General features: G+C 64.9%; 24 protein-coding genes. 14 read left to right on the plus strand and 10 right to left on the minus strand.

What is annotated here, in order from left to right:
- Nucleotides 1-207, minus strand: a 207-nt coding sequence (locus tag F6X39_RS36355) for a hypothetical protein (protein ID WP_222945167.1), incomplete at its 3' end; no start/stop codon positions are given.
- A gap of 331 nt (nt 208-538) precedes the next feature.
- Between F6X39_RS36355 and F6X39_RS08740 the strand changes: the two genes are divergently transcribed.
- The gene (locus F6X39_RS08740; RefSeq protein ID WP_184023091.1) at nt 539-1000 is read left to right on the plus strand and encodes a Rap1a/Tai family immunity protein; all 462 of its coding nucleotides are present in this window, start codon (nt 539-541) and stop codon (nt 998-1000) included.
- A 93-nt stretch (nt 1001-1093) separates the two neighbouring features.
- Here the strand turns inward: F6X39_RS08740 and F6X39_RS08745 are convergent, their stop codons facing one another.
- The gene (locus F6X39_RS08745; RefSeq protein ID WP_187616348.1) at nt 1094-1939 is read right to left on the minus strand and encodes an aldo/keto reductase; all 846 of its coding nucleotides are present in this window, start codon (nt 1937-1939) and stop codon (nt 1094-1096) included.
- A 195-nt stretch (nt 1940-2134) separates the two neighbouring features.
- Here F6X39_RS08745 and F6X39_RS08750 point away from each other — a divergent pair, with 195 nt between their 5' ends.
- Nucleotides 2135-2881 carry a GntR family transcriptional regulator gene (locus F6X39_RS08750; RefSeq protein WP_013090333.1) on the plus strand — a complete coding sequence of 249 codons (747 nt, stop codon included), beginning with the start codon at nt 2135-2137 and terminating at the stop codon, nt 2879-2881.
- A 79-nt stretch (nt 2882-2960) separates the two neighbouring features.
- Here F6X39_RS08750 and F6X39_RS08755 read toward each other — a convergent pair whose 3' ends face one another.
- A complete protein-coding gene (locus tag F6X39_RS08755; RefSeq protein WP_187616349.1) occupies nt 2961-4370 on the minus strand; it encodes a CoA transferase in 1410 nt (469 codons plus the stop codon).
- Between the two features lie 126 nt (nt 4371-4496).
- On the opposite strand from F6X39_RS08755, the gene F6X39_RS08760 reads away from it, so the two are divergent.
- Complete coding sequence (locus F6X39_RS08760) at nt 4497-5738, plus strand: citrate/2-methylcitrate synthase (RefSeq protein ID WP_187616350.1); 1242 nt, start codon at nt 4497-4499, stop codon at nt 5736-5738.
- Between the two features lie 35 nt (nt 5739-5773).
- Here F6X39_RS08760 and F6X39_RS08765 read toward each other — a convergent pair whose 3' ends face one another.
- Nucleotides 5774-6079 (minus strand): DUF2917 domain-containing protein, encoded by a 306-nt coding sequence (locus F6X39_RS08765; protein ID WP_184023083.1) that lies wholly within the window; start codon nt 6077-6079, stop codon nt 5774-5776.
- A gap of 183 nt (nt 6080-6262) precedes the next feature.
- Between F6X39_RS08765 and F6X39_RS08770 the strand changes: the two genes are divergently transcribed.
- The 3 genes from F6X39_RS08770 (at nt 6263) to F6X39_RS08780 (ending at nt 10857) form a co-directional block, all read left to right on the plus strand.
- Complete coding sequence (locus F6X39_RS08770; protein ID WP_187616351.1) at nt 6263-7681, plus strand: PLP-dependent aminotransferase family protein; 1419 nt, start codon at nt 6263-6265, stop codon at nt 7679-7681.
- Nucleotides 7682-7810: 129 nt separating this feature from the next.
- Nucleotides 7811-9271: a multidrug transporter subunit MdtD gene (gene mdtD / locus F6X39_RS08775; protein ID WP_184072681.1), complete on the plus strand. Its 1461-nt coding sequence runs from the start codon at nt 7811-7813 to the stop codon at nt 9269-9271.
- Nucleotides 9272-9582: 311 nt separating this feature from the next.
- Entirely contained in the window at nt 9583-10857 is a 1275-nt protein-coding gene (locus F6X39_RS08780) for an EAL domain-containing protein (protein ID WP_184023079.1), read from the plus strand.
- On the opposite strand, the gene F6X39_RS08785 is transcribed toward F6X39_RS08780, so the two are convergent.
- A complete protein-coding gene (locus tag F6X39_RS08785; protein WP_187616352.1) occupies nt 10813-11868 on the minus strand; it encodes a sigma-70 family RNA polymerase sigma factor in 1056 nt (351 codons plus the stop codon). The genes F6X39_RS08780 and F6X39_RS08785 overlap by 45 nt on opposite strands.
- 24 nt (nt 11869-11892) lie before the next feature.
- On the opposite strand from F6X39_RS08785, the gene F6X39_RS08790 reads away from it, so the two are divergent.
- The 3 genes from F6X39_RS08790 to F6X39_RS08800 all read left to right on the plus strand — a co-directional run bounded on the left by F6X39_RS08790 (nt 11893) and on the right by F6X39_RS08800 (nt 14495).
- Nucleotides 11893-12039, plus strand: coding sequence for a hypothetical protein (locus F6X39_RS08790; protein WP_184023077.1), 147 nt, complete (start codon nt 11893-11895; stop codon nt 12037-12039).
- Nucleotides 12040-12129: 90 nt separating this feature from the next.
- Nucleotides 12130-12777, plus strand: a complete 648-nt coding sequence (clpP, locus tag F6X39_RS08795; RefSeq protein WP_018421618.1) for an ATP-dependent Clp endopeptidase proteolytic subunit ClpP — start codon at nt 12130-12132, stop codon at nt 12775-12777.
- Between the two features lie 164 nt (nt 12778-12941).
- Nucleotides 12942-14495, plus strand: coding sequence for an NYN domain-containing protein (locus tag F6X39_RS08800; protein WP_187616353.1), 1554 nt, complete (start codon nt 12942-12944; stop codon nt 14493-14495).
- Between the two features lie 121 nt (nt 14496-14616).
- Here the strand turns inward: F6X39_RS08800 and F6X39_RS08805 are convergent, their stop codons facing one another.
- The 3 genes from F6X39_RS08805 to xseA form a co-directional block, all read right to left on the minus strand.
- Nucleotides 14617-15168: a glycine zipper family protein gene (locus F6X39_RS08805; RefSeq protein ID WP_187616354.1), complete on the minus strand. Its 552-nt coding sequence runs from the start codon at nt 15166-15168 to the stop codon at nt 14617-14619.
- A gap of 615 nt (nt 15169-15783) precedes the next feature.
- Complete coding sequence (gene sodB / locus F6X39_RS08810; RefSeq protein ID WP_013090345.1) at nt 15784-16362, minus strand: superoxide dismutase [Fe]; 579 nt, start codon at nt 16360-16362, stop codon at nt 15784-15786.
- A gap of 215 nt (nt 16363-16577) precedes the next feature.
- Entirely contained in the window at nt 16578-17957 is a 1380-nt protein-coding gene (gene xseA, locus F6X39_RS08815) for an exodeoxyribonuclease VII large subunit (protein ID WP_187616355.1), read from the minus strand.
- Between the two features lie 549 nt (nt 17958-18506).
- Between xseA and lpxK the strand changes: the two genes are divergently transcribed.
- The 5 genes from lpxK to F6X39_RS08840 all read left to right on the plus strand — a co-directional run bounded on the left by lpxK (nt 18507) and on the right by F6X39_RS08840 (nt 22604).
- Nucleotides 18507-19523 (plus strand): tetraacyldisaccharide 4'-kinase, encoded by a 1017-nt coding sequence (gene lpxK / locus F6X39_RS08820; protein ID WP_184006398.1) that lies wholly within the window; start codon nt 18507-18509, stop codon nt 19521-19523.
- Nucleotides 19504-19707, plus strand: a complete 204-nt coding sequence (locus F6X39_RS08825) for a Trm112 family protein (RefSeq protein ID WP_007180583.1) — start codon at nt 19504-19506, stop codon at nt 19705-19707. Before lpxK ends, F6X39_RS08825 begins: the two co-directional genes overlap by 20 nt.
- Before the next feature lie 208 nt (nt 19708-19915).
- Nucleotides 19916-20710 (plus strand): 3-deoxy-manno-octulosonate cytidylyltransferase, encoded by a 795-nt coding sequence (gene kdsB / locus F6X39_RS08830; protein ID WP_184023071.1) that lies wholly within the window; start codon nt 19916-19918, stop codon nt 20708-20710.
- Between the two features lie 211 nt (nt 20711-20921).
- Nucleotides 20922-21587: an adenylate kinase gene (adk, locus tag F6X39_RS08835; protein ID WP_184058227.1), complete on the plus strand. Its 666-nt coding sequence runs from the start codon at nt 20922-20924 to the stop codon at nt 21585-21587.
- 258 nt (nt 21588-21845) lie between these two features.
- On the plus strand, nt 21846-22604 hold the full coding sequence (locus tag F6X39_RS08840) for a 3-hydroxyacyl-CoA dehydrogenase (protein ID WP_187616356.1): 759 nt from the start codon (nt 21846-21848) through the stop codon (nt 22602-22604).
- 127 nt (nt 22605-22731) lie between these two features.
- Here the strand turns inward: F6X39_RS08840 and F6X39_RS08845 are convergent, their stop codons facing one another.
- Together F6X39_RS08845 and murJ are read right to left on the minus strand one after the other, a co-directional pair.
- Nucleotides 22732-23574 (minus strand): SirB1 family protein, encoded by an 843-nt coding sequence (locus F6X39_RS08845; protein ID WP_184023308.1) that lies wholly within the window; start codon nt 23572-23574, stop codon nt 22732-22734.
- A 5-nt stretch (nt 23575-23579) separates the two neighbouring features.
- Entirely contained in the window at nt 23580-25130 is a 1551-nt protein-coding gene (murJ, locus tag F6X39_RS08850) for a murein biosynthesis integral membrane protein MurJ (RefSeq protein WP_187616357.1), read from the minus strand.
- Nucleotides 25131-25299 lie beyond the last annotated feature (169 nt).

The following is a 25299-nucleotide window of genomic DNA, read 5'->3' on the forward strand; positions in this document are numbered from 1 at the left end:
GGCGGCTCCAGCGGTGGCCCAGGTGGTGGCTTTGGCGGTGGCCCTAGCGGTGGTTTCGGCGGTGCGAATGGTGGTGGCTTCGGTGGCGGCTTCGGTGGTGGCTTCGGTGGCGGGTTCGGCGGAGGCTTTGGCGGAGGCTTCGGCGGCGGTCACGGAGGCAAGGGTGGCGGCAGCGGCGGCAGTGGCAACGGTGGCGGGAACGGGCACTAGGCGTCGCCCGTTGCCCCGGGTAGGGAGCCCCCGCGCCCTACCCGCCGGCGACATGTCCCGGCATACTGTCCGCTATCCGCTGGCAACGGCGGTGATGTCCCGATCCCCCGGTCGGGCGTCACCGCCGGAGGCCGGTCGGAGCGGCCCGCCCGCCTTCGGCGCGCGCTGACGGAATGGCTCGGAGCGCGCGCGCGCCTCGCCTCGCGCCATCGCGCGAACCGCACCGCGAGCGGCGGGAACACAACCTCCATTGCGTGCGAGTGTTATGGAACCAATCCGAGACGACCGCCTCATATCAAATTCATCGTTCGATATGAGGGCCCACAACATGCATAGAAGCGTCCCCCCCTCCGCGACCCGCACGGCAGCCGCCGTGCTGACCGCTGCCGCCCTGGGCCTCGCATCGCTCGCCAATGCGCAAACACCCGCGCAGCCAATGGCGCAAACCTTGTCGCAAGCGGCACCACCGGTCGACCCGAGCTTCTCCGCCTACTCGCTCGTCCAGAGCTGCAAACAGCGCCACGACAATGTCGCGCAAGGGCAATGCGTCGGCGCGATCCGCGGCATCATCCACGGTTATCAATACGGCGTGCTGTTCCTCTCGCAACGAGCAACCCTCCCCGCCAACGAAACGCAGCGCGTGTCGCTATGCCTGCGCGACGTGGCGGTGTCGTCGATCGTCGACGACTTCCTCGCCGATGCCGCCCAGGTGCCGGACGACGCGCTGCAGCACACCCCCGCCGAAGTCGCCGTGCTCGGCTCCGTGCATCAGCACCATCCCTGCACCTGAACGCCGCGTCAGCGCGAGCGGCATCATCGACGCCCACAGCGCTTCGAGCCTCGCGCGCCGCCGTTGCGCAACGGACGGCGGCCGCGCCGGCGCTTACAACATCTCCAGCGCACGCTTGCCGCGCGGCGGCGTGAAGTACGCGTCGAGCGCGGCGAGTTCGCCGGCTTCCAGCACCAGTTGCGACGCGCGATGGTTGTCGCGCACATGCTCGACGCGCGCCGCCTTCGGAATCGCGCACACATTGGGCTTGCCCAGCACCCACGCGAGCGCCACCTGAAACACCGAGACGCCGCGCGCGTCGGCGATATCGTCGAGCGGCGAGCGTTTCGGCAGCCGCGCATGATCGACCGGGCTGTACGCCATCGCCGGCATGCCGCGCGCGGCGAGCCACGGCAACAGATCGAACTCCGGCCCGCGCCGCGCCACGTTATACAGAATCTGGTTGGTCGCGCACGCGTCGCCGCCTGGCGTCGCGACGAGTTCTTCCATGTCGTCGGTATCGAAGTTGCTGACGCCCCAGTGACGGATCTTGCCCGCGCGCCGCAGCGCCTCGAAGCCGTCGACGGTGTCCGCGAGCGGCACCGAGCCACGCCAGTGCAGCAGATACAGATCGAGCCGGTCCGTTTTCAGACGCTTCAGGCTCTGCTCGCACGCGGCGATCACGCCGCGCCGGCTGGCGTTGTGCGGATACACCTTGCTGACCAGAAACACCTTGTCGCGCAAACCCGCGAGCGCTTCGCCGAGCAGTGACTCGGTCGCGCCGTCGCCGTACATTTCGGCGGTATCGATCAGCGTCATGCCGAGTTCGATGCCGCAGCGCAGCGCATCGATTTCCGCCGCGCGTCGTGCCCGCTGCTCGCCCATTTCCCACGTGCCCTGCCCCAGTGCTGGCATGCGCTCGCCGCCCGGCAGGCTCACGCTTGCGATCTCGCTCGTCATGCTGACTCCTCGAAAGTGGCTCGATCCAGATGCGATGCGCTGGCCCGCCGCCTCATCACGCAACGCATGCTACTAAAAACCTGGCGACGAGTTTAGCGGCTCCGCGGCCTCACGACGGCGCGCCTGGCAAAAGCCAGCTATAACAGGACGCGCCGATGTTTTAAAATTGCCGCTTGCCCATCTTGCGTGAGCCCCATGACCTCTGCCTCGGAAGACCGCTGGCGCGACCTGCGCCCGGACCCGGAAAACGACACGCCGCTCTATCTGCAACTTGCCCGCAAGCTCGGCAGCGCGATCCACGAAAACCGCTGGAACGCCGGCGAGGCGCTGCCTTCGGAGCGCGTGCTGTCGGAGGCGCTCGGCGTGTCGCGCATCACGTCGCGCAAGGCGATCGCGCTGCTCGTGGAGCAGGGTTTGATCCGCCGCACCCAAGGCGCGGGCAGCTTCATCACGCCGCGCTACGAAGATCCGTTGTCGCGTCTGTCGAGCTTCAGCGAAATGCTGCGGCGGCGCGGCTTCACGCCGAGTTCGAAGTGGCTGTCGCGCGAAATCTCGCCGGCCAATCGCGACGAGGTGATCCAACTGGGGCTGTCGCCGGCCGCCGCGGTCACGCGGCTGCGGCGGCTGCGGCTCGCCGACGGCATCGTGATGGCGGTCGAGAATTCGACGTTCCCGGCCGCGGTGATTCCCGATCCACAGGCAATCGGCGACTCGCTGTACACGTATCTGGAGAATCGCGGACTGACGATCGTGCGCGCGTTGCAGCACTTCCGCGCGGTGAACGCGAGCGACGAGATCGCGCAGCAGATGAGTATCGCGCCGAACGAGGCGTTGCTGTTGATCACGCGCGTGGGTTATACGGCGGATCAACGCGCGATCGAACTGACGGACACGTACTGCCGCAACGATTACTACGACTTCGTGGCGGAGTTGCGAAAGTAAGCTGCGACACGGTGGGCGGTTAGGTAGGGCGGTTAGGTACGCAGCGTTCCCAACCTGAACGCGCCGCCCGCTCCAACCGTCACGTCCACCGGGCTTCGTGCGCGCCGATGCGCGCCGGCGGCAGCGCATAAAACGCAGGCGTCTGCTCCAGTTCCTCCGCCGGCAGCACGCCAAGCACACGCCCGAACTCCGATTGCACGCTCGCGACGCAATCGCGCACATCGTCGAGCGACACCTCGGGCGCCTGCTGCCCATCGGCCAGCAGCCCGAACGACCGCAGCCAACGCCCCGTCTGCGCAAGAGACACCTTCACATGCCAGCTGCCGCCCTCGCGAGCGCGCCGCGCGAGCGCGACCATCGCGCCGAACGCGGCCAGATAGCCGGTCGCGTGATCGAGCGCCTGACACGGCAGATGCCGCGGCTCGGCCGAACCCGCCGCCGCGCGCTCGGTCCACGCGATGCCGCTCGCCGACTGCACCAGACTATCGAAGCCGCGTCGCTGCGCCCACGGCCCTGTGTGCCCGTACGCGCACACCGAGACATAGACGATGCCGGGCCGCAGCCGCGCCAGCTCGTCCGGCCCGAAGCCGCGCGCCTTGAGCGCGCCCGGACGATAGGCCTGCAGGAACACGTCGGCATCGCGCGCGAGTCCGCGCAACGTGTCGCAGCCTGCCGCCTCGCGCAGATCGACGATTGCCGAACGCTTGCCGCGGCCGTTGTCGATCACGAGCGGCGCGATGTTCGGCAGATGCGGCCCGTTGATCGTCAACACGTCCGCGCCATGATGCGCGAGCGCGCGGCCGGCCACCGGTCCCGCGATGATCCGCGACAGATCCAGCACCCGTACACCCGCGAGCGGGCGGTCGATGCCGGGGTCAGCGTCAGCGGCGGCGTGGCGCGGTGGCTCGGCCGGGGCGTCGCCGATGCGCTCGATCTCGAACAGCGGCAAGCGCGCGATCGCTTTGGCCTGCTCGAGCGCGGCCCATTCGTCGGGCGTGCGAATCAAGGCAGCGCACAGGCCCGCGTCGGCGAGCGTTTGATCGAGCGTCGCGCCCTCCCAGCCGCGAATCGCGGCCGCCACCGAGTGCCGACCATTGTCACAGCCGAGCACCTCGAGCACGCCCTTCAAGTGATGCGCAAAATTCGTATGCAGCTGGATCCAGCGGCCGTCGCCCGTTTCATAGAAGCCGGTGACCGGATCGCGCAGCGCGGGCGGCGGCCCATCGTCGATCCGCAAATAGCGTTCGCTGCGAAACGCCGCCAGCGCGCGACGCATCTGCACCGACACCTGTTGCAGACGAGCGCTGCGCAAGCGCCAGTATTCGGCGGCGGCGAGGCCCGTCGCGGCGATGGTCGACGCCGCGAGGCTGCCGACACGGTAGACCGACGGCAAGCCGGGATCCGCGCCGGCGAGCGACACGGCGTGCAGCGCGACCGGATCGCAGCCGGCGAGGGTCCAGATGTGCTTGAGGGCGAGTTCGGGAGTCATGGGATCGGGCGCGCTGGCCGCGCGGACAGGAAGCAGGTACACCGAGTCTAAATTTGCGCCTTGCCGCAATCAATCTTGATTATGATAATCAACATATATTGATTTCTTCGGTTTATACGCACTTTTATGCCAGCCCCGATTTACCTGAGCGCCGCCGAAGCGGCCGCAACACTCGGCGTCAGCTTGCCGACGCTGTACGCGTATGTGAGCCGAGGCATGCTCGGCTCGTCGCCGGATGCGCAAGGCAGGCATCGGCTCTACGATGCCGCCGAGGTGCGCCGCCTCGCGCGTCGCAAGGCGGACGGCAAACGCGCCGGCAAGGTCGCGCAGAAGGTGCTCGACTGGGGCGTACCGGTGCTCGAATCGTCGATCACGCTGGTCGCGGACGGTCGGCTGCTGTATCGCGGGCACGATGCGATCGAGCTCGCGCGCAGTGCGTCACTCGAAGACGTCGCGGCGCTGTTGTGGGAATGCAGCGCGCGGCGCATCGCCGATGCGCCCGTCGTGCCGCTCGCCCCCGCGCAATGGGCCGCGTGGCTCAAGCTGTGGAGTGACAGCACGCCGCTCGATCGCGCGCTGGTGCTGCTGCCGGCCGCCGCCGCGCAGATGCCGCGCGTGTGGGCGCTCGGCCGCGATGCGCAACTCGACACCGCGTGCGCCGTGATGCGGCTGCTGGCCGCCGCGATGCTGCCGGCGGCGCCGTCGAACGAACCGCTGCATCGGCAGATCGCGACGGCCTGGCGGGTGCGCAGCCGTCAGCAAAGCGGACTGCTGCGCGCGGCCCTGGTCGCCTGCGCGGATCACGAGCTGAACGCGTCGACGTTCACGGTCCGTTGTATCACGTCGACGGGCACGCACCTCTTCGGTGCGGTCGCGGGCGGGCTCGCGGCGCTTTCCGGGCCGCGTCACGGCGGCGAAACCGTGCGCATCGCCGCGCTGCTCGATGAGGCGTCGCGCTCGCCCGAGCTGGACCGCTATCTGGCTAACCGTCTCGCGCGCTACGAGCACGGCGCGCAAGGGCCGGTGTTGTCGGGCTTCGGTCATCCGCTCTATCCGGACGGTGATCCGCGCGCGCGGTTGTTGCTGACGATGCTCGCCGACTGCGCGCCAGCGCGCTCGCCGCTCAACGAGGTGCTGCAGGTCGCGCGAGCGGTGCGCGACACGACCGGCGCGGAGCCGACGGTGGATTTCGCGCTTGCCGCGATCGAGCGCGTGCTCGGCTTGCCGAGCGGGGCCGCGTTCACGCTGTTCGCGCTCGGGCGGGTGGTCGGCTGGATCGCGCACGCGATGGAGCAGGCGCGCGATGGCCGGTTGATCCGGCCGCGGGCGCGGTATATCGGGGAGTATGAGGCGGGAGGTGCTGCTTAGGGGCCAGGAAGAGGCGGCTCGCCGTTCGCCCTGCATCAGACCACGCCCGGCCGACGCGCCAGCCAAGCCGGCATCGGCCAGCCGAATAGCAGCGTCGGCAACCTGCGTTCCGAGCCGCTCGCCAGTGCAAAACGCGCCCCGGCCCGCCCGGCGCTGATCCATGCCACCGATCCACGCGCCAACTCGATCGACTGCCCCGCCGCCAGCCAGTGATCCTCATGCTCGCCCTCGACGGTCAGCCAGACGTTGCCGCTGATCACCTTGAAAATCGTCGGACGCGCAACCCGCCAGGCCGTGACGGGCTCGCCATGTTCCAGCTCGAAAACTCGCACTTCTCGCATCGCCGTTCTCCTCGATGAACTTTCTGTTGTACCGATTATTGACGTGCGATGATCGGAGACCCATGCACAGTTCCGAACACTTTCATCGGAACTGTTCAGTCAAAAAACCGAACAGTTGGCATGGCTCGCGCGGCGCAGGTTTAGAACTTTCGCGTTTGCAGGCCGGCGACAGAAGGCAAGCGTATGAAACTCGAAATCCAGCTCGATCGGGACAACGGCGTGCCGCTGACCGAGCAGATCGTCGCGGGCGTCTCGGCGTGGATCCGCTCGCGCAATGCGCATCCTGGCTCAAAGCTGCCGTCGATCCGCCAGTTCGCCGCCGACTTCGGCGTAAGCCGCTTTCCGGTGATCGAGGCATACGACCGGTTGGTATCGCTCGGCTATGTCGACTCGCGCCACGGCTCCGGCTTTTACGTCGCCGATCGCCAACCGACCGACATGCGCTGCCAGGGCACTTCGGACCCGCGCCGCGCCGATGTCGAGTCGGACCATCTGCTCGAGCAATTCAACTTTCCGGGCGAGACGCTGAAGCTCAGCACCGGTTTCATCCCCGAAAGCTGGCGCGACATCGATGGCATTGCGCAGGCGATCCGCCACGTGTCGCGAACCGATCCGGCTAGCATGGTCGAGTACGCGACGCCGCTCGGCAACCCGGTCTTGCGCGAACAGTTACGTGGCCGCATTGGCCAGTTGGGCATCCAGGCAGACGCATCGCAGATTCTGATCACCAATGGCGCGAGCCAGGCGTTCGATCTGCTGGTGCGCTACATGCTCAAGCCAGGCGACACGATCTTTGTCGAGGACCCCGGTTACTACAACCTGTACGGCCTGTTGCGCCTGCACGGCATGAAGCTGATCGGCATTCCACGCACCGGCAATGGTCCCGACCTCGACACGATGCAGGCGCAACTGAAGCTGCATCGGCCCAGATTGCTGCTCATCAATACCGTGTTCCACAATCCGACCGGCACCACGGTCGCACCGCAGGTCGCATTCCGTTTGCTGCAAATGGCGCGAGAGCATGGCTTCCAGATCATCGAGGACGATATCTACGCGGATTTTCAGACCGAGCTCACCGACCGCCTGGCCACCCTCGACCAACTCGAACAGGTGATCTACATCGGCGGATTGTCGAAAACGCTGTCGTCTTCGCTACGGGTCGGCTACGTGGTGGCGAGTCACGCGATCATCAAGGACCTGGTCGACATCAAGATGCTGACGAGCATCGGCTGTTCGCGCTTTGCCGAAGCGGTGGCGGTGTCGATGCTGGAGCGCGGTGCATATCGCAAATATCTGGAGCGACTGCGCCGCCAGATGCGCGGCGCGCTCGGCTCGACCGTCCAGACACTCGAAGATGCCGGCTGGGAGATCTTCGAAGAACCAGCGGGCGGCAAGTTCGTGTGGGCACGCGTGCCGCATGTCGCGGACGCCGAGCGGCTCGTTGAATGCGGCGTGGCCCTCGGAGTGACGGTGCTGCCTGGACAACACTTCAGGCCGAACCGGGAGGTGAGCCCGTGGATCAGGATTCATGTGGCGTTTGGCAACGAGCCACGGGCGCAGGCGTTTTTTCATGCGGCGGCGCAGTTGCCGCCTGATGCGTGAACACGGCGCGGAGCGCGGCCGTGACACAGCGCCGACACCCGCGCAACACTGCTCCGCCCGCTGCGCCGGGACCCGCTTTTCCCTAGAATAGCGAGTCCCAGCCCGACCGAGCGCGCCCAGCCGCCTTATATGTCCACGACGCCGCCTCCGCCCGCCCTCGCTCCCGATATCCCCTCGGGTCCTTCGCCCCGCTCGCTGACCGTGATGCTGTGGCTGGTCGCCACCGGCTTCTTCATGCAGACGCTCGATTCGACGATCGTCAACACCGCGCTGCCCGCGATGGCGACAAGCCTCGGCGAGCTGCCGCTGCGCATGCAATCGGTGGTGATCGCCTACTCGCTGACGATGGCGGTGATGATCCCCGTGTCCGGCTGGCTCGCCGACAGACTCGGCACGCGGCGCGTATTCTTCAGTGCGATCCTCGTGTTCGCGGTGGGCTCGTTGCTGTGCGCGAACGCGCATACGCTGAACCAACTGGTGCTCTTTCGTGTTCTGCAAGGCGTGGGCGGCGCGATGCTTCTGCCGGTTGGGCGGCTCGCGGTGCTGCGAACCTTTCCGGCTGAGCGCTATCTGCCGGCGTTGTCGTTCGTGGCGATTCCGGGGCTGATCGGACCGTTGATCGGACCGACGCTCGGTGGCTGGCTCGTCAAGATCGCGTCGTGGCACTGGATCTTTCTGATCAACGTGCCGGTGGGCATCGTGGGCTGCATCGCGACGTTTATCTTCATGCCGGATAGCCGCAACGAACACACGGGCAAATTCGACCTTGGCGGCTACCTGTTGCTGGTGGTGGGCATGGTGGCGATTTCGTTCGCGCTCGACGGCCGCACCGAGTTCGGCATTCAACATGCGACGGTGCTGGTGCTGCTGATTCTGAGCATGGCGTGCTTCGTTGCGTATGGGCTGCACGCGGTGCGCGAGCCCGCGCCGATCTTCCCGCTCGATCTGTTCAAGATCCACACGTTTAGCGTTGGGCTGCTCGGTAATCTGTTCGCGCGGATCGGCAGCGGCTCGATGCCCTACCTGATTCCACTGCTGTTGCAGGTGAGCCTCGGCTATAGCGCATTCGAAGCCGGGCTGATGATGCTGCCCGTGGCGGCCACGGGCATGGCGACGAAGCGCCTCGTGACGAAGCTGATTCTGAAGTACAGCTACCGGCGCGTGCTGATGGCGAACACGATTCTGGTCGGCCTGATGATGGCGAGTTTCGCGCTCACGAGCACGCATCAGCCGCTGTGGCTGCGGCTCGTGCAACTGGCGATCTTCGGCGGCGTGAACTCGATGCAGTTCACCGCGATGAACACGTTGACGTTGAAGGACCTCGGCACCGGCGGCGCCAGCAGCGGCAATAGCCTGTTTTCGCTCGTGCAGATGCTTTCGATGAGTCTCGGCGTGACGGTGGCCGGTGCGTTGCTGACAACCTTTACCGGCATCATGCAACGCGTGACCGGCGCCAATTCGCTGCCCGCGTTTCATGCGACGTTCCTCTGTGTCGGCATCATCACCGCATGCTCGTCATGGATCTTTGCGCAGTTGTCGCCGGAGATTCGCACGCCCGCGAAAAAGACCGATCCTTCGGAACGTACTTGAAAGCCGCACGAGCCAGGACGACGCATCCTCGTGCACTCGCGAACGGATTTCCGGGCATCGCGCCGCACGCAGCACCCTTGCACAGCGTCGCCGACCCGCAACAGGGCGCGTCCCGCACCAGCGAAGTGCGCGTTATCGCCTTCGTACCGCGGCGGGCGCACAATGATTTCCTCGGAGCATTGCTGGTGGACGCTCGAGCTTTGTTCGAACACGCGCATAGTTCTTGCTCGTCTATCCTGTAAACTGTTGGTCTGCGCGCGCGAACTCCTGCCTGGCCCAGCAAGCGCCGCCATTTCCACACGACTGACACGATGAGCATGATCGAACTCGATCCTCCCGGCTTCCAGCCACCACGCCCGATGGCCGGCGACGAAGGCTCCCGGCGTACCGTTCTCTATGGCGGCTACACCGTTTTCAGCGTGTTTCAGCCGGTCTTTTCGGTATCGCACCGGCGCGCGATCGGGTATCACGCGTCGCTGCGCGTGCACGACGAGCATGAGCGGCAAGTGCCCTCGCACGAAGTCTTTACGCAGGCCGCGCGACGCGGCGATCTGCTGGAACTCGGACGGCTGGCCGAATCGCTGCACCTCGGCAACTTCAACGCATTCGACAGCCACGACGAATGGCTCTTCCTCAGCCTGCATCCGGCCGCACTGATGGACACCAGCTACGGCGACGCGCTGCTTGCCAGCCTGAAGGCGCTCGGCCTGCCGCCGCAGCGCGTGGTGCTCGAAGTATCCGAACAGGCTGGCGGCGAAACCACGCGCTTCGCCGAAATCGTCGATTCGCTGCGCAAGTCCGGTTTCCTGATCGCGCTCGACGGCTTTGGCGCCAAGCATTCGAACATCGACCGGGTGTGGAATCTGCGGCCGGACATCGTCACGCTCGACCGCTGCATCCTCGCGCAAGCGAGCGAACACTCGCATATCGAGCGCGTGTTGCCGGGCCTCGTCTCTCTGTTGCACGAGTCTGGGCAACTGGTGCTGATGGGCGGTCTGAGCACCGAACGTGATGCGCTGATCGCGCTCGAATGCAATGTCGACTTCGTCCAGGGCGCATTTTTCGCGGGTCCGAGCGTCGAACCCGTCAAGCCGCAAGTTGCCGCTGGCCTGATGGATTCGCTCTCCGCTTCGCTGCGCGAACGCGTTGCCGCTCGAGAGAAAGCGCAATCCGCGCGGCTCGCGCCGTATGTCACGGCGCTCGAGGCAGCCGCCGCGCAGTTGGTTGCCGGGGAATCGATCACGCAGGCGACCGCACCTCTGCTCGCGCTCGGAGAAACGGCGCGCTGCTTTGTTTTGGACGGTTCGGGGCGGCAGATCGGCGACAACGTGCTGCCGCCGGGGCGCACATCGCAACGCGCAAAGCGCTTCAGCCCGCTGCTGCATTCCGAAGGCGCGAGTTGGGAGCGCCGCCCGTACTTCATTCAGGCGATGCGTCAACCGGGGCGGGTTCATCTGACGCCGCCGTATCTGTCGATCAACGAAGCGCATCTGTGCGTGACCGCCTCGATTGCCGCGCACACATCGCATGGTACGCAGGTGCTATGCGTCGACATCAACTGGGAAGTCGCGGCTCACCGTAACTGACGCCCCCGTATGGTCCTTGATGCGGGCAAGCAGTTCTGTGACCGCATCACGGCCCAGCATCCGGTTGGCCGCCTGCAGATGCGCGGCGCTGGTCAGGATGCGCAGCGAGACGATTTTCGCCGAAAGGTCCGTTTTGCCATCCGTCACCACGTCGATTAACCCGACGATGTCGCCGTCGCAGAACAGTGCGATGCACACCGCACCCGCCATCGACACCACCTCGGCATGGCTCGCCTGTTGCGCGAGCGATGTGACTACAGCCATCCACTTCGGACCTGAACCCGGTTCGCGGTTGCATTGCGCTTCGGTTTCCGGCGTTGGCCCTTGTGCTCGAAGGGCCGGGTTGGCTGTGGGGAACGGAGGGGGCGGAGCGTACAAAGGTACGTCGCTGATCAGTTGCGGCGCATCGCTGAAAAGCTGTAGCAAGCCCGCCCGGTCTTGCGCTTCGAGCGCCGCGCGCAAACGCTCGACGATTCGCCCATGCACCGCCGGATCGGGTCGCTCCAACGGCGCCCCCGCACGTCTCAGACGCTCCTTGGCGCGATGAACCATTTGCCGGCAAGCGGCCGGTGTGCGCTCGAGAATCGAGGCGATTTCCGCATAACCACACTCGAACGCTTCATGCAGGATGAGCGCCGCACGTTCGTCTGGCTTCAGATGTTCGAGAAGCAGCATCACGCCGTACGACATATCTGCCGCTCGCAACGCCAACTCCTCCGCCGATGGTGCGACCTCGTCGAGCCACGGTTCCGGCAACCAGCCGCTAGCCTGTGACGCACGCTCGCGCTGTGCATGCCGCAGACGGTCGATCGCCGTGCGCGTGGTGAGCGTGGTGAGCCACGCGACCGGCGTTTGCACCGCCTGCGTATCGGCCAGGTGCCATTTGAGCCAGACATCCTGCACCACGTCTTCGGCCTCCGCGCGACTGCCGAGCATCCGATATGCGAGTGCCAGCAAACGGGCGCGCGCGGCCTCGAAACTGGATGCCTTGTCGATTCCCTGTTCCGTCATGCGTAGACCTCCCGATGGTGCGTGGTGAAAAAGCGGCTGCATACCGGTGGCATGGCTCAGGCGCGCGTAATGCTCGGTATTCCTGAGCTTGACGCATGGGCAACCGGTGATGTGACAGCGCGGCGCAAAAAAATTCTCTGTCACAACGCCAGCGGCTGCTTCGTCAAATGAGCAACAACCGGCGCATGTCACGCGGCTTCTGATCCGCGGCGGCCTGCGCATCCCGGAATGCCCGCGCCATCCATCCTGAACGAGGAATCCATGCCTTCCAGTTACCCGTCTGTCTCCGGCCTCGGCCTTGTGCCCACGGTGATCGAACAGTCCGGCCGGGGCGAACGTGCCTATGACATCTACTCCCGCCTGCTGCGCGAGCGCATCGTCTTTCTTGTCGGGCCCGTGAACGAGCAGTCAGCCAGTCTGATCGTCGCGCAATTGCTGTTTCTCGAATCGGAGAACCCCGACAAGGATATTTCTTTTTACATCAACTCGCCCGGCGGCTCCGTGTATGACGGCCTCGCGATTTACGACACCATGCAGTTCATCAAGCCGGAGGTCTCGACCTTGTGCACGGGTTTTGCCGCGAGCATGGGCACCTTTCTGCTCACCGCGGGTCAACGCGGCAAACGGTATGCGCTACCCAATGCGCGCATCATGATTCACCAGCCGTCGGGCGGTGGTCAGGGCACCGCGGCGGACATCGAAATCCAGGCCAAGGAGGTGCTGTATGTACGAGCGCGTCTCAATGCGATGATGGCCGAGCGGACCGGACGCAGCATCGAAGAAATCGCGCGCGACACCGACCGCGACAACTTCATGTCGGCGCTCGAAGCGAGGGAATACGGATTGATCGATGACGTGCTGGAAGCTCGCGCGACATGGAACAACGCAGGCCGTCGCGACACCCTGTAACGGAACTGACATCGAGCCGCCCGCTGGACCACCGGTTGGACCGCTGGCTGCAAATTCCCACCTACCGATCGGTGCGAGCGCACCACAAAAGCTGCTCACCTTCGCTGGAATCGCTATCATGTCGCGATTCGTCGACTTCGACGACCGCTTCAATGGAGATACACATGGCGTCATCCAACGAAAACGTCAGCATGGCGCTGTTCTGCGACTTCGAGAATGTCGCGCTTGGCGTGCGCGACGCGAAGTACGACAAGTTCGACATCAAGCTGGTGCTCGAGCGCCTGCTGCTGAAGGGCAGCATCGTCGTCAAGAAAGCGTATTGCGACTGGGATCGTTACAAGAGCTTCAAAGGCGCGATGCACGAGGCCAATTTCGAGTTGATCGAAATTCCGCACGTGCGCCAATCGGGCAAGAATTCCGCCGACATCCGGCTCGTCGTCGATGCGCTCGATCTCTGTTATACGAAATCGCACGTCAATACGTTCGTCATCATCAGTGGTGATTCGGATTTCTCGCCGCTCGTGTCGAAGCTGCGCGAGAACGCCAAACAGGTGATCGGCGTCGGTGTGCAACAGTCCACCTCGGATCTGCTGATTGCGAATTGCGACGAGTTCTTCTTTTACGACGATCTTGTACGCGAAAGTCAGCGCGCAGTCGCGAGGCCCGAATCGTCGCGTCAGCAGCAGAACACCCAGCAGGCAGCCAAACGTGCGCCTGATGAAGAGAAGGCTCCGCCCAAGGAAGATCTGGAGAAGCGCCGCAGCAAGGCCGTTGAAATTGCGGTGCAGACATTCGACGCGCTCGCTTCCGAACGTGGCGACAGCGGCAAGATCTGGGCGTCCGTGCTGAAGAACGCGATCAAACGGCGCAAACCGGATTTCAACGAGACGTATTACGGGTTTCGCGCCTTCGGCAATCTGCTGGAAGAAGCGCAGGCGCGCGGGCTGCTCGAATTCGGCCGCGATGAAAAGTCAGGCGCGTACGTCTATCGAAGCACAGCCGTGAACGTTGCGGGTGAAGCGGCAAGTGAAACCATCGGCGAAACCGCGGCGGAGTCTGCCGAAACGGGGTCGGCTGAAGCGGTATCGGCCGAACAGGCGGCCGAACATTCGTATGAAGCGCAGGCTGCGCAAGCGGCCGCGTCCGAGTCGGGCGGCAAGCACAAGTCGCGGCGCAAGGAGCGCAACAACCGCAAGCTGGGGCGAGGTCAGCAGGAGGCCGCGCACGGCAAGCGCGGTCACCACGAAACGGTTGATGAAGAGCATGCGGCTACCGCTCCGGCTCTCACCGAACACGCGGAACCCGCCGAAGAGGTCGAGCGGCAGGAACCGCGTGAACACGCGCCGCTCCCACATGAGTTCGTCACTGAACCGATAGCTGAAGAGTCCAAAGCTCGCGCTGTAACAGCGGAAGCGGATACAGCCGCTGAACAGGTCGTTTCCGGCCAGGAAACCGACCATTCCACCGACATCGACCAACCCGCACAGCGTCAGAGCGCCAAAAAGCGCGCATCGCGCAAAACGGCCGCGAAGAAAGTGAAGAAAAGCACGCCAGGCACGATCGAGGAAGTACCTGAGATCGCAGCGCCGGCCGCGCCCCCTCCTCCAGCAATCAACTCGGAAGAAGGGTCTGAGGCCGCCAGGAAGGCAGCAGCCCGTAAAACGGCGTCCCGGAGCCGTCGCCCGCGCAAAGCGGCATCAACCGACAGCGCGGAATAAGGAGCGGCACGGATTCGACGATCGTCGCTAAAAGCTACCGCCCAACCGTCCTTCGGACTTGAAATGCAGTACCGGCCGACAATGCAAGACAAGCAAGCCGGCCGGCCTCAGCTATCACCGCTCAGTAAGCCGGATAAGGCGCGTACATGACGGGCGGAGGCGGCGCGTAATAAGGACGGGGCGCGATGTACACCGGTTGCGTCGAATAGTAAGGCTGCGGCTGAACAATCGTCTCGCCCTTCGAGGTCATGCACTGGGCGTAGGCGGTGTCGTAGCGCGCCTGCATGCCTGTCGCCGAATACTGGGCGCCATTCGCGCCGTTCGCGCCCCCGATCAGCAGACCGCTGCCGGCGCCGATCGCCGCGCCCGCGCCGGCGTTGCCCGCCGCGGCGCCGAACAGCGCGCCGATCGCCGCGCCGCCGAGCGTGCCGAGCGCCGCGCTGTTCACGCTGTTCGTGGTGGCCGCCTGCGCAGCGCCGGACGGATTCGTCGATTGATTCGCGTAGTCGCGGCACGCGTAGTCGTTCTGCTGGAACTGACTGAGCGGCTCGCCGCTGCGCGGCATCGCGGCTATGCTCGGGCCGCTCGGGGGCGCCACTGCGCAACCGCCTAACGCGAGCGCGATGACGGCGGCGGGAATCGCCAGGCTGATCGTTTTATTGCTGGAAATCATGGCGGTGCACTTCGGAGGATTGGAATTCAAACGTTAGGCTAATCGCGAAATTCCGTGGTTACGGCTCAGTTACAGAAAGTTTTTTGCCCGGCTGGCTGGCCTCGACCTTGCGGCGAGTCGCTGCGGCGATTGGTACGTTATATCAAGTAATGCTTGTAGATGAGCTGGCAATCAATTGACACGACGCCGGCCGCGCCGAACGTCGTACTCCAGCAACCGGGCGCGACGACCTTCCCGAGCCCGCGACCGCGCAGAACTTCCAGTATATGAACCATCCGCCGCCAGCGCCCGCCCTCGCCAGTTCGGCAAAGTCGACGGGCGGGGACCGGGCTCATCGGCATCGACAGATGTCCACGAATTCTGGCCCAACGATTAGCCGCAGGGCAATTTCACTTAGCGCCCCGCCCCGCCAAACCGCAGTTACCAACTGTGACAAACTTGTTTCAGAAGCGCGTAAGAAGCGCATCCGTCGGTGTAAGCAATACCAATCCCTCCCCTTCCAATCGCCTCCAGAAAGAAAAAGCCCTCGCGATGGAGGGCTTTCGTCTCTAGCTACCATCTTCAATCGCGACCGCAAGGATCACGACATCAGACGGCGAGCTGCAACCGGCAATCTCAAGCGAAATTTTTCGCTGCGAAGTCCCAGTTGACGATGTTCCAGTACGCCTCGACGAACTTCGGACGCGCATTGCGATAGTCGATGTAGTAAGCGTGCTCCCACACGTCGATCGTCAGCAGAGCCTTCGCGTCGGTGGTGAGCGGCGTGGCGGCGTTGCTCGTCGACACGAGGTCGAGCGAACCATCAGCCTTCTTCACGAGCCATGCCCAGCCCGAGCCGAACGTGCCGACCGCGGTCTTCGCAAACTCTTCCTTGAACTTGTCGAACGAACCCCACTTCGCGTTGATGGCGTCAGCCAGCGCGCCGGTCGGTGCGCCGCCACCTTGCGGCGACAGGCTGTTCCAGAAAAACGTGTGATTCCACACCTGAGCCGAATTGTTGAAGATACCGCCCGACGACTTCTTGACGATCTCTTCCAGCGACAGGTTCTCGAACTCGGTGCCCTTGATCAGATTGTTCAGGTTGGTCACATAGGTCTGGTGATGCTTGCCATAGTGAAACTCGAGCGTCTCTTCCGACATGTGCGGAGCGAGCGCGTTTTTCGCAAACGGCAGCGGCGGGAGCGTATGTTCCATGGTGCTTTCCTTCTCTGTATCTGTTGTGGGGAGTCTGCGGATGACGCTATCGAGCACTCGATTGTAGGCGAGTTGGAATAACCCCGCAAACCAACGGCCTTTATGTCCGGCATGTCGAACACGCCGTGCGCAAGGCCCTTGAGAAGGGCGCGCATGGCGCGTGCCCGGCTCGTCGGAAGACAGTAAACGGGCGCTACGCGCCCACCGGCGAAACGTCAGAAACCGTCGGTCAGACGCGCCTGTACGTCGGCGAGCGCGACATCGGCCGAGCCTTCGGCGAGATGCATCGTCAGACGACGTCCAGGTTTCAGCGACGACGGCGTGCGAATCGCCCGACCGCTTTGCGCATCGAGCACGGCCGCATAACCGCGCTCGAGCGTGCGCTGTGGACTCAGCACTTCGAGTCGCGCGCTGAGCATGTCGATGCGCGCGACCTGTCGTTCATGCCGGCGCGATAGCGCCGCATTCAGACGCTGCGCCAGCACGTTGACGCGCGTGCGCTCGGCCGCGAAATCCGGACGCCAGCGTTGCCAGCGCATCTGCAGCAGCGAAAATCGCGCACGAGCGTCGCGCACCGGCCGCGCGCCCGCCGACGCGAGCCGAACGCGCAACTGCTGCAGATGCGTGCGCTGCCGAGCGAGCCGCTCGGCGGGCGACACGAGCCGGCGCGCCAGCCAGTCGAGCTGCTGCGCGCGCCGCTCCATCATGCGGCCGAACGCGCGCGCGAGCGTCGCGTGCCGATGATCAAGTTCGCGCAGCAGCATGACGCGCTGTGGACTGACGAGTTCGGCGGCACCGGTCGGCGTCGGTGCGCGTACGTCGGCGGCGAAATCGGCAATCGTGAAATCGGTCTCGTGACCGACGCCGCTCACCACGGGTATGACGCTTTCCGCAATCGCGCGCGCGAGCACTTCTTCGTTGAACGCCCACAGATCTTCGATCGAGCCGCCGCCGCGACACACGATCAGCACGTCGACCTCGCGGCGCGCGCCAGCCGCCTCGACCATCGCCGCGAGCTTCGCGCTGACGCCCGCGCCCTGCACCGGCGCCGGATAAACGATCACCGGAATATGCGGCGCGCGACGCGACAGCGTCGTCAGCACATCGCGCAATGCGGCCGCCTGCAACGACGTGACGATACCGATCGCGCGCGGATGCGTCGGCAGCGCGCGCTTGCGCTCGGCGGCGAACAGCCCCTCGGCCTCGAGTTGCGCCTTCAACCGCAGAAACGCTTCGTACAGACGCCCCTGGCCGGTGCGGCGCACCGCTTCGACATTTAGCTGCAGTTCGCCGCGCGGCTCGTACATCGTGACGAGGGCGCGCACTTCGATGCGATCGCCTTCGCGCGGCATGAATTCGGCGTACTGAGCTCGACCGCGGAACATCACGCAGCGCATCTGCGCCTGCGCGTCCTTGATCGAGAAGTACCAATGGCCGCTCGCGGCGCGCGTGAAGTTCGACACTTCACCCGCGACCCAAACGAGTGGAAACGAGCGTTCGAGCATCGTGCCGATCGCGCGATTGAGCGCGGAGACGGGAACGACGACCTCACCGCCTGGTGCGGCCGCAGAAGCAAAAGGATTTTCGGGGTTCATGCAAGGAATAAATAGCGCTGGCCGGACAGACGATAGACCGAGCGAAGAGCGGCGTCCAGCCGGAATCGCAGGATTGTTAAAAGTGTCCACATGGCGGGAACCGCCTGACGAATTCCGCCAGAACGCCCGCCAACGTCAATAAATTCCTGGCAGAGCCTTGATTTATATGGCGTTTGCATCTCGATAGCGAGCGAGTACTACGATCCAAAGCGCACGGAATGGCCCTTCGGGACGATCGGACAGCAGGTTCTCCACAAAGTTATCCACAGACTGTGAGCAACCGCACATAGCGTGGAGCGGCGTGCGTTGGACCTTACGCGACTTGCCGGGCGGGACGCCCGCGCGCTACAGTGCCGGGTTCGACGGTATGTCGATCGCGCAGCGCGGCGGAGAGCTTGCCCGGCCCGAGGCCACTGGGCGCGGGCTCTTTCACCGCGCCGCTCGCACCTCATTTTTCGACCCGTATTCGCATTCGATTGCCCGGAGAACCGCGTTGATGTTGACCCCGCGTAGTGCGCACGGCGCGCAGTCCGTGCTCGCAACCCGCCCATGAGCGAACTCAGCGACCGTCTCGGAGCGCGCCTCTCGCGCGAATGGCAGCAACGTGGACCGCTCGCCTGGGCGCTGACGCCGCTCGCCTGCGTGTTCGGCGCAGTCGCGGCCGCGCGCCGCGCCGCGTTTTCGCTCGGCTGGCTGAAATCGGTGCGCGTCGGCGTGCCGGTGGTGGTGGTCGGCAACGTGACGGTCGGGGGCACCGGCAAGACGCCGACCGTCATCGCGCTCGTCGAAGCGTTGCGCGCCGCGGGCTTAACGCCCGGCATCGTGTCGCGCGGCTACGGCGCGCGCGTGAGCACCCCGACCCAGGTCACGCCCGGTTCGTCGGCACGGGTCGGCGGAGACGAGCCGTTGCTGATCGCGCGCCGCACCGGCGCACCCGTGTGGGTCTGTCCGGACCGCGTCGTCGCCGCGCAGGCGCTGTGCGCCGCGCATCGCGACGTCGACGTGATCGTCAGCGACGACGGCTTGCAGCACTATCGCCTCGCGCGCGATGTCGAACTCGTCGTGTTCGATCACCGGCTCGGCGGCAACGGTTTCCTGCTACCGGCCGGGCCGCTGCGCGAGCCGCTGTCGCGACGCCGCGACGCGACGCTGATCAACGATCCGTATGCGCGCACGCTGCCCGCGTGGCCGAACACGTTCGCACTGCAGCTCGCCCCTGCCGACGCGTGGCATCTCGACAATCCCGCACTGCGCCGCCCGCTTGCGCAATTCGCCGGTCAACGCGTGCTGGCCGCGGCCGGCATCGGCGCGCCGGAACGCTTTTTCGCGACAGTGCGCGCGGCCGGCCTCGCGCCCACGACGCGCGCGCTGCCCGACCACTACGCGTTCGAGCGCAATCCGTTCACCGACGTCGACGCCGACGCGATCCTGATTACGGAAAAGGATGCGGTAAAATTGGGGGCCTGGCACGACGCGCGCATCTGGGTAGTCCCGGTCGAAGCCGCGCTTGATCACCGCCTCACTGCATTAGTTGTGGAGAAAGTCCGTGGACGCTCGCCTGCTTGAAATCCTCGTCTGCCCGATCTGCAAGGGCCCGCTCAGCTACGACCGCGCCGCGCAGGAACTGATCTGCAACGCGGACAAGCTCGCCTATCCGATCCGCGACGGCATTCCCGTGATGCTCGTCGACGAAGCGCGGCAGACCGTCGAAGGCACGCCGGTCGATCTGAATCCAGGCTCGGTCGCCTGACCCGCAGCGCCACTGCAGCGCGAGGCGTCGCGTCGTCTCGCTCGCGCGCGGGTCGAGGCAGGCTTCATCGATGCTACCGCCCCCTCCCCGCATGCGCTCCAATATCGATCCGCAGCCGTTTTCGCCGCTCCGGCTCATGTCCGACCCTGCGTGAGCGTCGCGCGCGCAGCCTCTTCCTCCGGCCTGATCGCCGCCCGTTCCTGATCCGATGATCCACACCACCCCTCATCCGTTTATCGCCGTCGTGCCGGCCCGCCTCGCATCGACGCGTCTGCCCAACAAGCCGCTCGCGGACATCGGCGGCAAACCGATGGTCGTGCGCGTCGCGGAGCGCGCGCGCGAATCGGGCGCGCAACAGGTGCTGGTCGCGTCGGACGCGCAGGAAGTGCTCGACGCGGCGCGAGACCACGGCTTCGACGCGGTACTCACGCGCGCCGACCATCCGTCGGGCACCGACCGTCTCGCGGAAGTGGCAACGCGTTTCGGCTGGAGCGACGACACGATCGTCGTCAACGTGCAGGGCGACGAGCCGCTGATCGACCCGGCGCTCGTGCGCGGCGTCGCCGCGCATCTGGCAACGACGAGCGACTGCGCGATCGCGACGGCCGCGCATCCGATCACCGATCCCGCCGAAATTTTCAATCCGAATGTCGTCAAGGTCGTGCCCGATGCGCGCGGCGTCGCGCTGTATTTCTCGCGCGCGCCGATCCCGTGGGCGCGCGACGCATGGCAACCGCACTGGCCCAACGTCGCGTCGATGCCGACGCCGGCCGCGCCCGCCGTCGTATACCGGCACATCGGCCTGTACGCGTATCGCGCGAAATTTCTGCGCACGTACCCGAGCCTCGCGATCTCGCCGATCGAGCAGGTCGAAGCGCTCGAACAACTGCGCGCGATGTGGCATGGCGAGCGCATCGCGGTCCTCGTCACGCAAGACGTACCGTTGGCGGGGGTCGATACCCCCGCCGATCTCGCGCGCGTACGGGCCTTATTCGGGTCTTGAGCGCGGGAAGCCGTGGCATAATCGAACGCTTATGCGCGCCTCCCAGCGCAGGCGACACTCGGGTTATCCCGGCCGCGCCGTGCGGATCTTGCAGCGCCGTCGTATTCGATGTGCAGCGCGAGGTAGCCAACGGTAGCCGATGCGGAACCTGCCAGAATCGCCGGGAAGCATGCCGCGTCAACAAAGAATTCACATAGATCTGGAGATATCCATGCGTTTGATCCTGTTGGGTGCACCGGGTGCCGGCAAAGGCACTCAGGCCAACTTCATCAAGGAAAAGTTCGGCATCCCGCAAATTTCGACCGGCGACATGCTGCGCGCGGCCGTCAAGGCCGGCACGCCGCTCGGCCTCGAAGCAAAGCGCTTCATGGACGCCGGCGAGCTCGTCACGGATGAGCTGATCATCAACCTCGTGAAGGAACGTCTCCGGCAGCCGGACTGCGCGAACGGCTATCTGTTCGACGGCTTCCCGCGCACGATTCCGCAAGCCGAAGCAATGAAGCAGGCCGGTGTCGCGATCGACTACGTGCTCGAAATCGACGTGCCGTTCGACGAGATCATCGTGCGCATGAGCGGCCGTCGCTCGCACCCCGCGTCGGGCCGCACCTATCACGTGACGTTCAATCCGCCGAAGGTCGAGGGCATCGACGACGTGACCGGCGAGCCGCTGATCCAGCGCGACGACGACAAGGAAGAAACGGTCAAGAAGCGTCTGGAAGTGTACGAATCGCAAACCAAGCCGCTGATCGAGTACTACAACGGCTGGGCGAAGAACGGCGATACGTCGAGCTCGGTGAAGGCGCCCCAATATCGCCGCATTTCGGGCCTCGGCAGCGTCGATGAAATTCGCGCCCGCGCGTTCGACGCGCTGAAGTAAGCCGGCTTGGTCCAAACATTACCGCTGTTTTCGTTTGACCAAAACCCGCCCACGTTGGGCGGGTTTTTTATTTGGCTCGGTGCAAACCAAAAGCGGCAAGCGGTGGGGAACGCCCAGCGGAACCAGTTAGGTTTCCATAGCGCTTGCATGCCGCCGCCCGCTCCGCTTTCCGCAGCGCAGCACAGCCGCTACAATCGATCGTCGTCGAAAAATGCTTCGCTCGAGACCGCACTGAACAACCGTAGCAAAGGAGAAGACATGGAAATTCGTGACAACGTGTTCCTGATCACCGGCGGCGCATCAGGGCTCGGCGCTGCCACCGCGCGCCTGCTCGTCGAGAACGGCGGCAAAGTCGTCCTCGCCGACCTGAATCTGGACGCGGGCGAGGCGCTCGCAAAGGAACTCGGCGGCGCTTTCGTCAAATGCGACGTGAGCCGGGAACAGGACGCGCAACAGGCCGTCGAAGCCGCGACGAAGCTCGGTACGCTGCGCGGTCTCGTCAACTGCGCGGGCGTCGCACCGGCCGCGAAGACCGTCGGCAAGGATGGCCCCCATTCGCTCGATCTGTTCACGCGCACGATCTCGATCAATCTGATCGGCACGTTCAACATGATCCGGCTCGCCGCGGTGCAAATGTCGAAGAACGAGCCGAACGCCAACGGCGAGCGCGGCGTGATCATCAACACCGCATCGGTCGCCGCGTTCGACGGCCAGATCGGCCAGGCGGCCTACTCCGCGTCGAAGGCTGGCGTGGTCGGTATGACGCTGCCGATCGCGCGAGACCTGTCGCGCAACGCGATCCGCGTGATGACGATCGCCCCCGGCCTCTTCGAAACGCCGATGCTGCTCGGCATGCCGCAGGAAGTGCAGGACGCGCTCGGTGCGATGGTGCCGTTCCCGCCGCGCCTTGGCAAACCGGCCGAATACGCGATGCTCGCCAAGCAGATCTTCGACAATCCGATGCTGAACGGCGAGGTGATTCGACTGGACGGCGCGATCCGCATGCAGCCGAAGTGAGGATCGCTTAGCGATCGATCTGGTCGCCGATGCTAGGCCAAGGCCTGCATACGGCGATAAAAAAACGCCTGTGCATGTGCGACATGTGCAGGCGTTTGTGTTTTATGCAGCGTGAAAACGCGCGTCGCTATTCGCCGCCGTCATGCCGCGTGCGCTGCCGCAATTCATGCAACTGCGACTCGACCACGGTGGCATCTTCCGCATCGGGGCGATCGCCGAGATAGCTTTCGAGGTCCTCGAGCGCGGGCCGTAGATAATCGAGCCGCGCATACGCGAAACCGCGATCCCGCACTTCCTCGATATTGTCCGGCAGCAGAATGACGAGCCGTTGCTGCACCGCGAGCAGACGTTGCCAACGCTCGGTCTGCAGATAGATCGCCTTCAGGTTGCGCAACATCCGCGCGACGATCTCGCGATGCGTGGCCGGTTGCAGCAGCATGCGTAGCGCGCGACCGACCGAATCGCCAGCCGACGCGACGTACGGCTCGAGCATCTCGACCATCTGCGCTTCGGACAGCGAATGACCGGTGGTCGGATCGAGCATCACGTCGCCGTCGGGCATCGTCACGCGCAGCAGGAAGTGGCCTGGAAACGACACCCCACGCACCGGAACGCCGAATTGCTCGGCCATCTCCAGATAGAGCACCGCGAGCGAAATCGGAATGCCGCGGCGACGTTTGAGTACGACGTTCAGATGGCTGTTGTCGGGGTCGTAGTAATCGTTCAGGTTGCTCGCGAAACCGAGTTCGCGGAAAAAGAAACGGTTGAGGATGCCAACCTTCTGACGGATGTCGGCATCGTCGGGCATGCGGCGCCGCAGCCGCAGCACCAGCTCGTCGATCTCGGCGAGCACCGACTGCAGATCGAGGTCGGGATAGGCATCCTGCGCGATCGAGAGCGCCGTCTCGGTCAGCGGCAGGCTCTCGTCTTCGGCGACGAGCGTACTGAAATAATCGAGAACCCGCGACATGGTGATCACTTCACTCGCCTTCTGAAATACGCGTACTTGAAGCCCATCAGCCAAAGCATACCGAAATACAGCGCGGCGAACAGCACGAGACACGCACCGAGCAACACCATGCGGCTGACCGGCTGGGTATGCATGCCGATCCAGTCGAAGCTGATCGCGAGCCAGCGCATCACGCCGGCGAGCACGAGGCACGCCCCGAGCAACTGCACGAAAAACTTGAGCCAGCCGCTCGACGGCATATAAATGCCACGTTTGCGCAGACCAATGAATAGCAGCAACGCATTGACGCAAGCGCCGAGCCCTACGCTCAGCGTGAGACCCGCATGCGCGAACACCGGCACGAACACGTAGTTGCTCAACTGCGTGACGACCAGCACGCCGATGCCGATCTTCACTGGCGTCTTGATGTCCTGCTTCGCGTAAAAGCCCGGCGCGAGGATCTTGATCAGGATCAGGCCGATCAGGCCGACTCCGTAGGCGGCGAGCGCGCGGCTCACCATCACGACCGCATTGCCGTCGAACTTGCCGTAGTTGAACAGCACCGCTGTCAGCGGCTGGGCGAAAAAGAACAGCGCGATCGCGCTCGGCGCGGCGAGCAGGAACGTGACGCGCAGGCCCCAGTCGAGCAGCGACGAATACTCATGCGAGTCGGCATCGACGTGCGCCTTCGACAGGCTCGGCAGCAGGATCGTGCCCAGCGCGACGCCGAGCAGCGCGGTCGGAAACTCCATCAGCCGGTCGGCGTAGTTGATCCACGACACCGCGCCGGGGCCGATGTGCGACGCGATGTTGGTGTTGATGATCAGGCTGATCTGCGCGACCGACACCGCGAACATCGCCGGCACCATCTTCGCGAGCACCCGCTTTACGCCGCGATGCGCGAGCGCGCGCAGCGGGTTCAGGCCGATGAGCGGCACCATGTCGATCTTCTTGAGGCCCGGCAGCTGCACGACGAATTGCAGCACGCCGCCGACGATCACTGCCCAGGCGAGCGCATAGACCGGCGTTCGCAGGCGCGGCGCGAGGAATACGGCGGAGACGATGAACGCGACGTTCAGCAGCACGGGCGCGAACGCGGGCAACGAAAAGTTCTTGTACGTATTCAGCACGCCCGACGCCAGCGACGTCAGCGAGATGAAAATGATGTATGGGAACATGATGCGCGTCATCGCGACCGCAAGCTGGTACGCGTGGCCCTCGTGCGCGAGGCCCGACGCGACGACGAACACGACGCCCGACGCGCCGACCACGCCGATCACTGACAGCACGGCGAGCGCCCACGCGAGCACGGTCGAGGTCGCGTCGACGAGCGCCTTGGTGGCGTCGTGGCCTTGCTGGTTCTTGAACTCCGCGAGGATCGGCACGAAGGCCTGCGAGAACGCGCCTTCGGCGGAAATGCGACGCAGCAGGTTCGGAATGCGAAAGGCGACGTAGAAAGCGTCGGTGTATTGACTGGCGCCGAACGCACGGGCGATCAACGTTTCACGGGCCAGTCCGGTCACGCGCGACAGCAGCGTGAAGCCGCTGACCGTCAGCAGGGCTCGTAATAGATTCATGGGGCGCTTATTATACGGGTCCCGCCAATGCGGGCGACGAGCCAGAACGCGATTCGGACCGATTTGCCACGCGGACGTTCGCCGCGATCGGCTGGAAAGCGCGATTTTTTGTGTTTTCTGCGGTCTTCCCGGCAGCGCCCCGCCTTCCATCGGTGCCCTCGCAGGAGGG

Origin of the sequence: Paraburkholderia sp. UCT2 (assembly GCF_014397665.1) — a bacterium.
GTDB lineage: Bacteria > Pseudomonadota > Gammaproteobacteria > Burkholderiales > Burkholderiaceae > Paraburkholderia > Paraburkholderia tuberum.

Bases quoted from the DNA above. Each gene is read 5' to 3' on its own strand.
- F6X39_RS08740 (WP_184023091.1), top strand. From the start codon at position 539: ATGCATAGAAGCGTCCCCCCCTCCGCGACCCGCACGGCAGCCGCCGTG.
- F6X39_RS08745 (WP_187616348.1), bottom strand. From the start codon at position 1,939: ATGACGAGCGAGATCGCAAGCGTGAGCCTGCCGGGCGGCGAGCGCATG.
- F6X39_RS08750 (WP_013090333.1), top strand. From the start codon at position 2,135: ATGACCTCTGCCTCGGAAGACCGCTGGCGCGACCTGCGCCCGGACCCG.
- F6X39_RS08755 (WP_187616349.1), bottom strand. From the start codon at position 4,370: ATGACTCCCGAACTCGCCCTCAAGCACATCTGGACCCTCGCCGGCTGC.
- F6X39_RS08760 (WP_187616350.1), top strand. From the start codon at position 4,497: ATGCCAGCCCCGATTTACCTGAGCGCCGCCGAAGCGGCCGCAACACTC.
- F6X39_RS08765 (WP_184023083.1), bottom strand. From the start codon at position 6,079: ATGCGAGAAGTGCGAGTTTTCGAGCTGGAACATGGCGAGCCCGTCACG.
- F6X39_RS08770 (WP_187616351.1), top strand. From the start codon at position 6,263: ATGAAACTCGAAATCCAGCTCGATCGGGACAACGGCGTGCCGCTGACC.
- mdtD (WP_184072681.1), top strand. From the start codon at position 7,811: ATGTCCACGACGCCGCCTCCGCCCGCCCTCGCTCCCGATATCCCCTCG.
- F6X39_RS08780 (WP_184023079.1), top strand. From the start codon at position 9,583: ATGAGCATGATCGAACTCGATCCTCCCGGCTTCCAGCCACCACGCCCG.
- F6X39_RS08785 (WP_187616352.1), bottom strand. From the start codon at position 11,868: ATGACGGAACAGGGAATCGACAAGGCATCCAGTTTCGAGGCCGCGCGC.
- clpP (WP_018421618.1), top strand. From the start codon at position 12,130: ATGCCTTCCAGTTACCCGTCTGTCTCCGGCCTCGGCCTTGTGCCCACG.
- F6X39_RS08800 (WP_187616353.1), top strand. From the start codon at position 12,942: ATGGCGTCATCCAACGAAAACGTCAGCATGGCGCTGTTCTGCGACTTC.
- F6X39_RS08805 (WP_187616354.1), bottom strand. From the start codon at position 15,168: ATGATTTCCAGCAATAAAACGATCAGCCTGGCGATTCCCGCCGCCGTC.
- sodB (WP_013090345.1), bottom strand. From the start codon at position 16,362: ATGGAACATACGCTCCCGCCGCTGCCGTTTGCGAAAAACGCGCTCGCT.
- xseA (WP_187616355.1), bottom strand. From the start codon at position 17,957: ATGAACCCCGAAAATCCTTTTGCTTCTGCGGCCGCACCAGGCGGTGAG.
- lpxK (WP_184006398.1), top strand. From the start codon at position 18,507: ATGAGCGAACTCAGCGACCGTCTCGGAGCGCGCCTCTCGCGCGAATGG.
- kdsB (WP_184023071.1), top strand. From the start codon at position 19,916: ATGATCCACACCACCCCTCATCCGTTTATCGCCGTCGTGCCGGCCCGC.
- adk (WP_184058227.1), top strand. From the start codon at position 20,922: ATGCGTTTGATCCTGTTGGGTGCACCGGGTGCCGGCAAAGGCACTCAG.
- F6X39_RS08840 (WP_187616356.1), top strand. From the start codon at position 21,846: ATGGAAATTCGTGACAACGTGTTCCTGATCACCGGCGGCGCATCAGGG.
- F6X39_RS08845 (WP_184023308.1), bottom strand. From the start codon at position 23,574: ATGTCGCGGGTTCTCGATTATTTCAGTACGCTCGTCGCCGAAGACGAG.
- murJ (WP_187616357.1), bottom strand. From the start codon at position 25,130: ATGAATCTATTACGAGCCCTGCTGACGGTCAGCGGCTTCACGCTGCTG.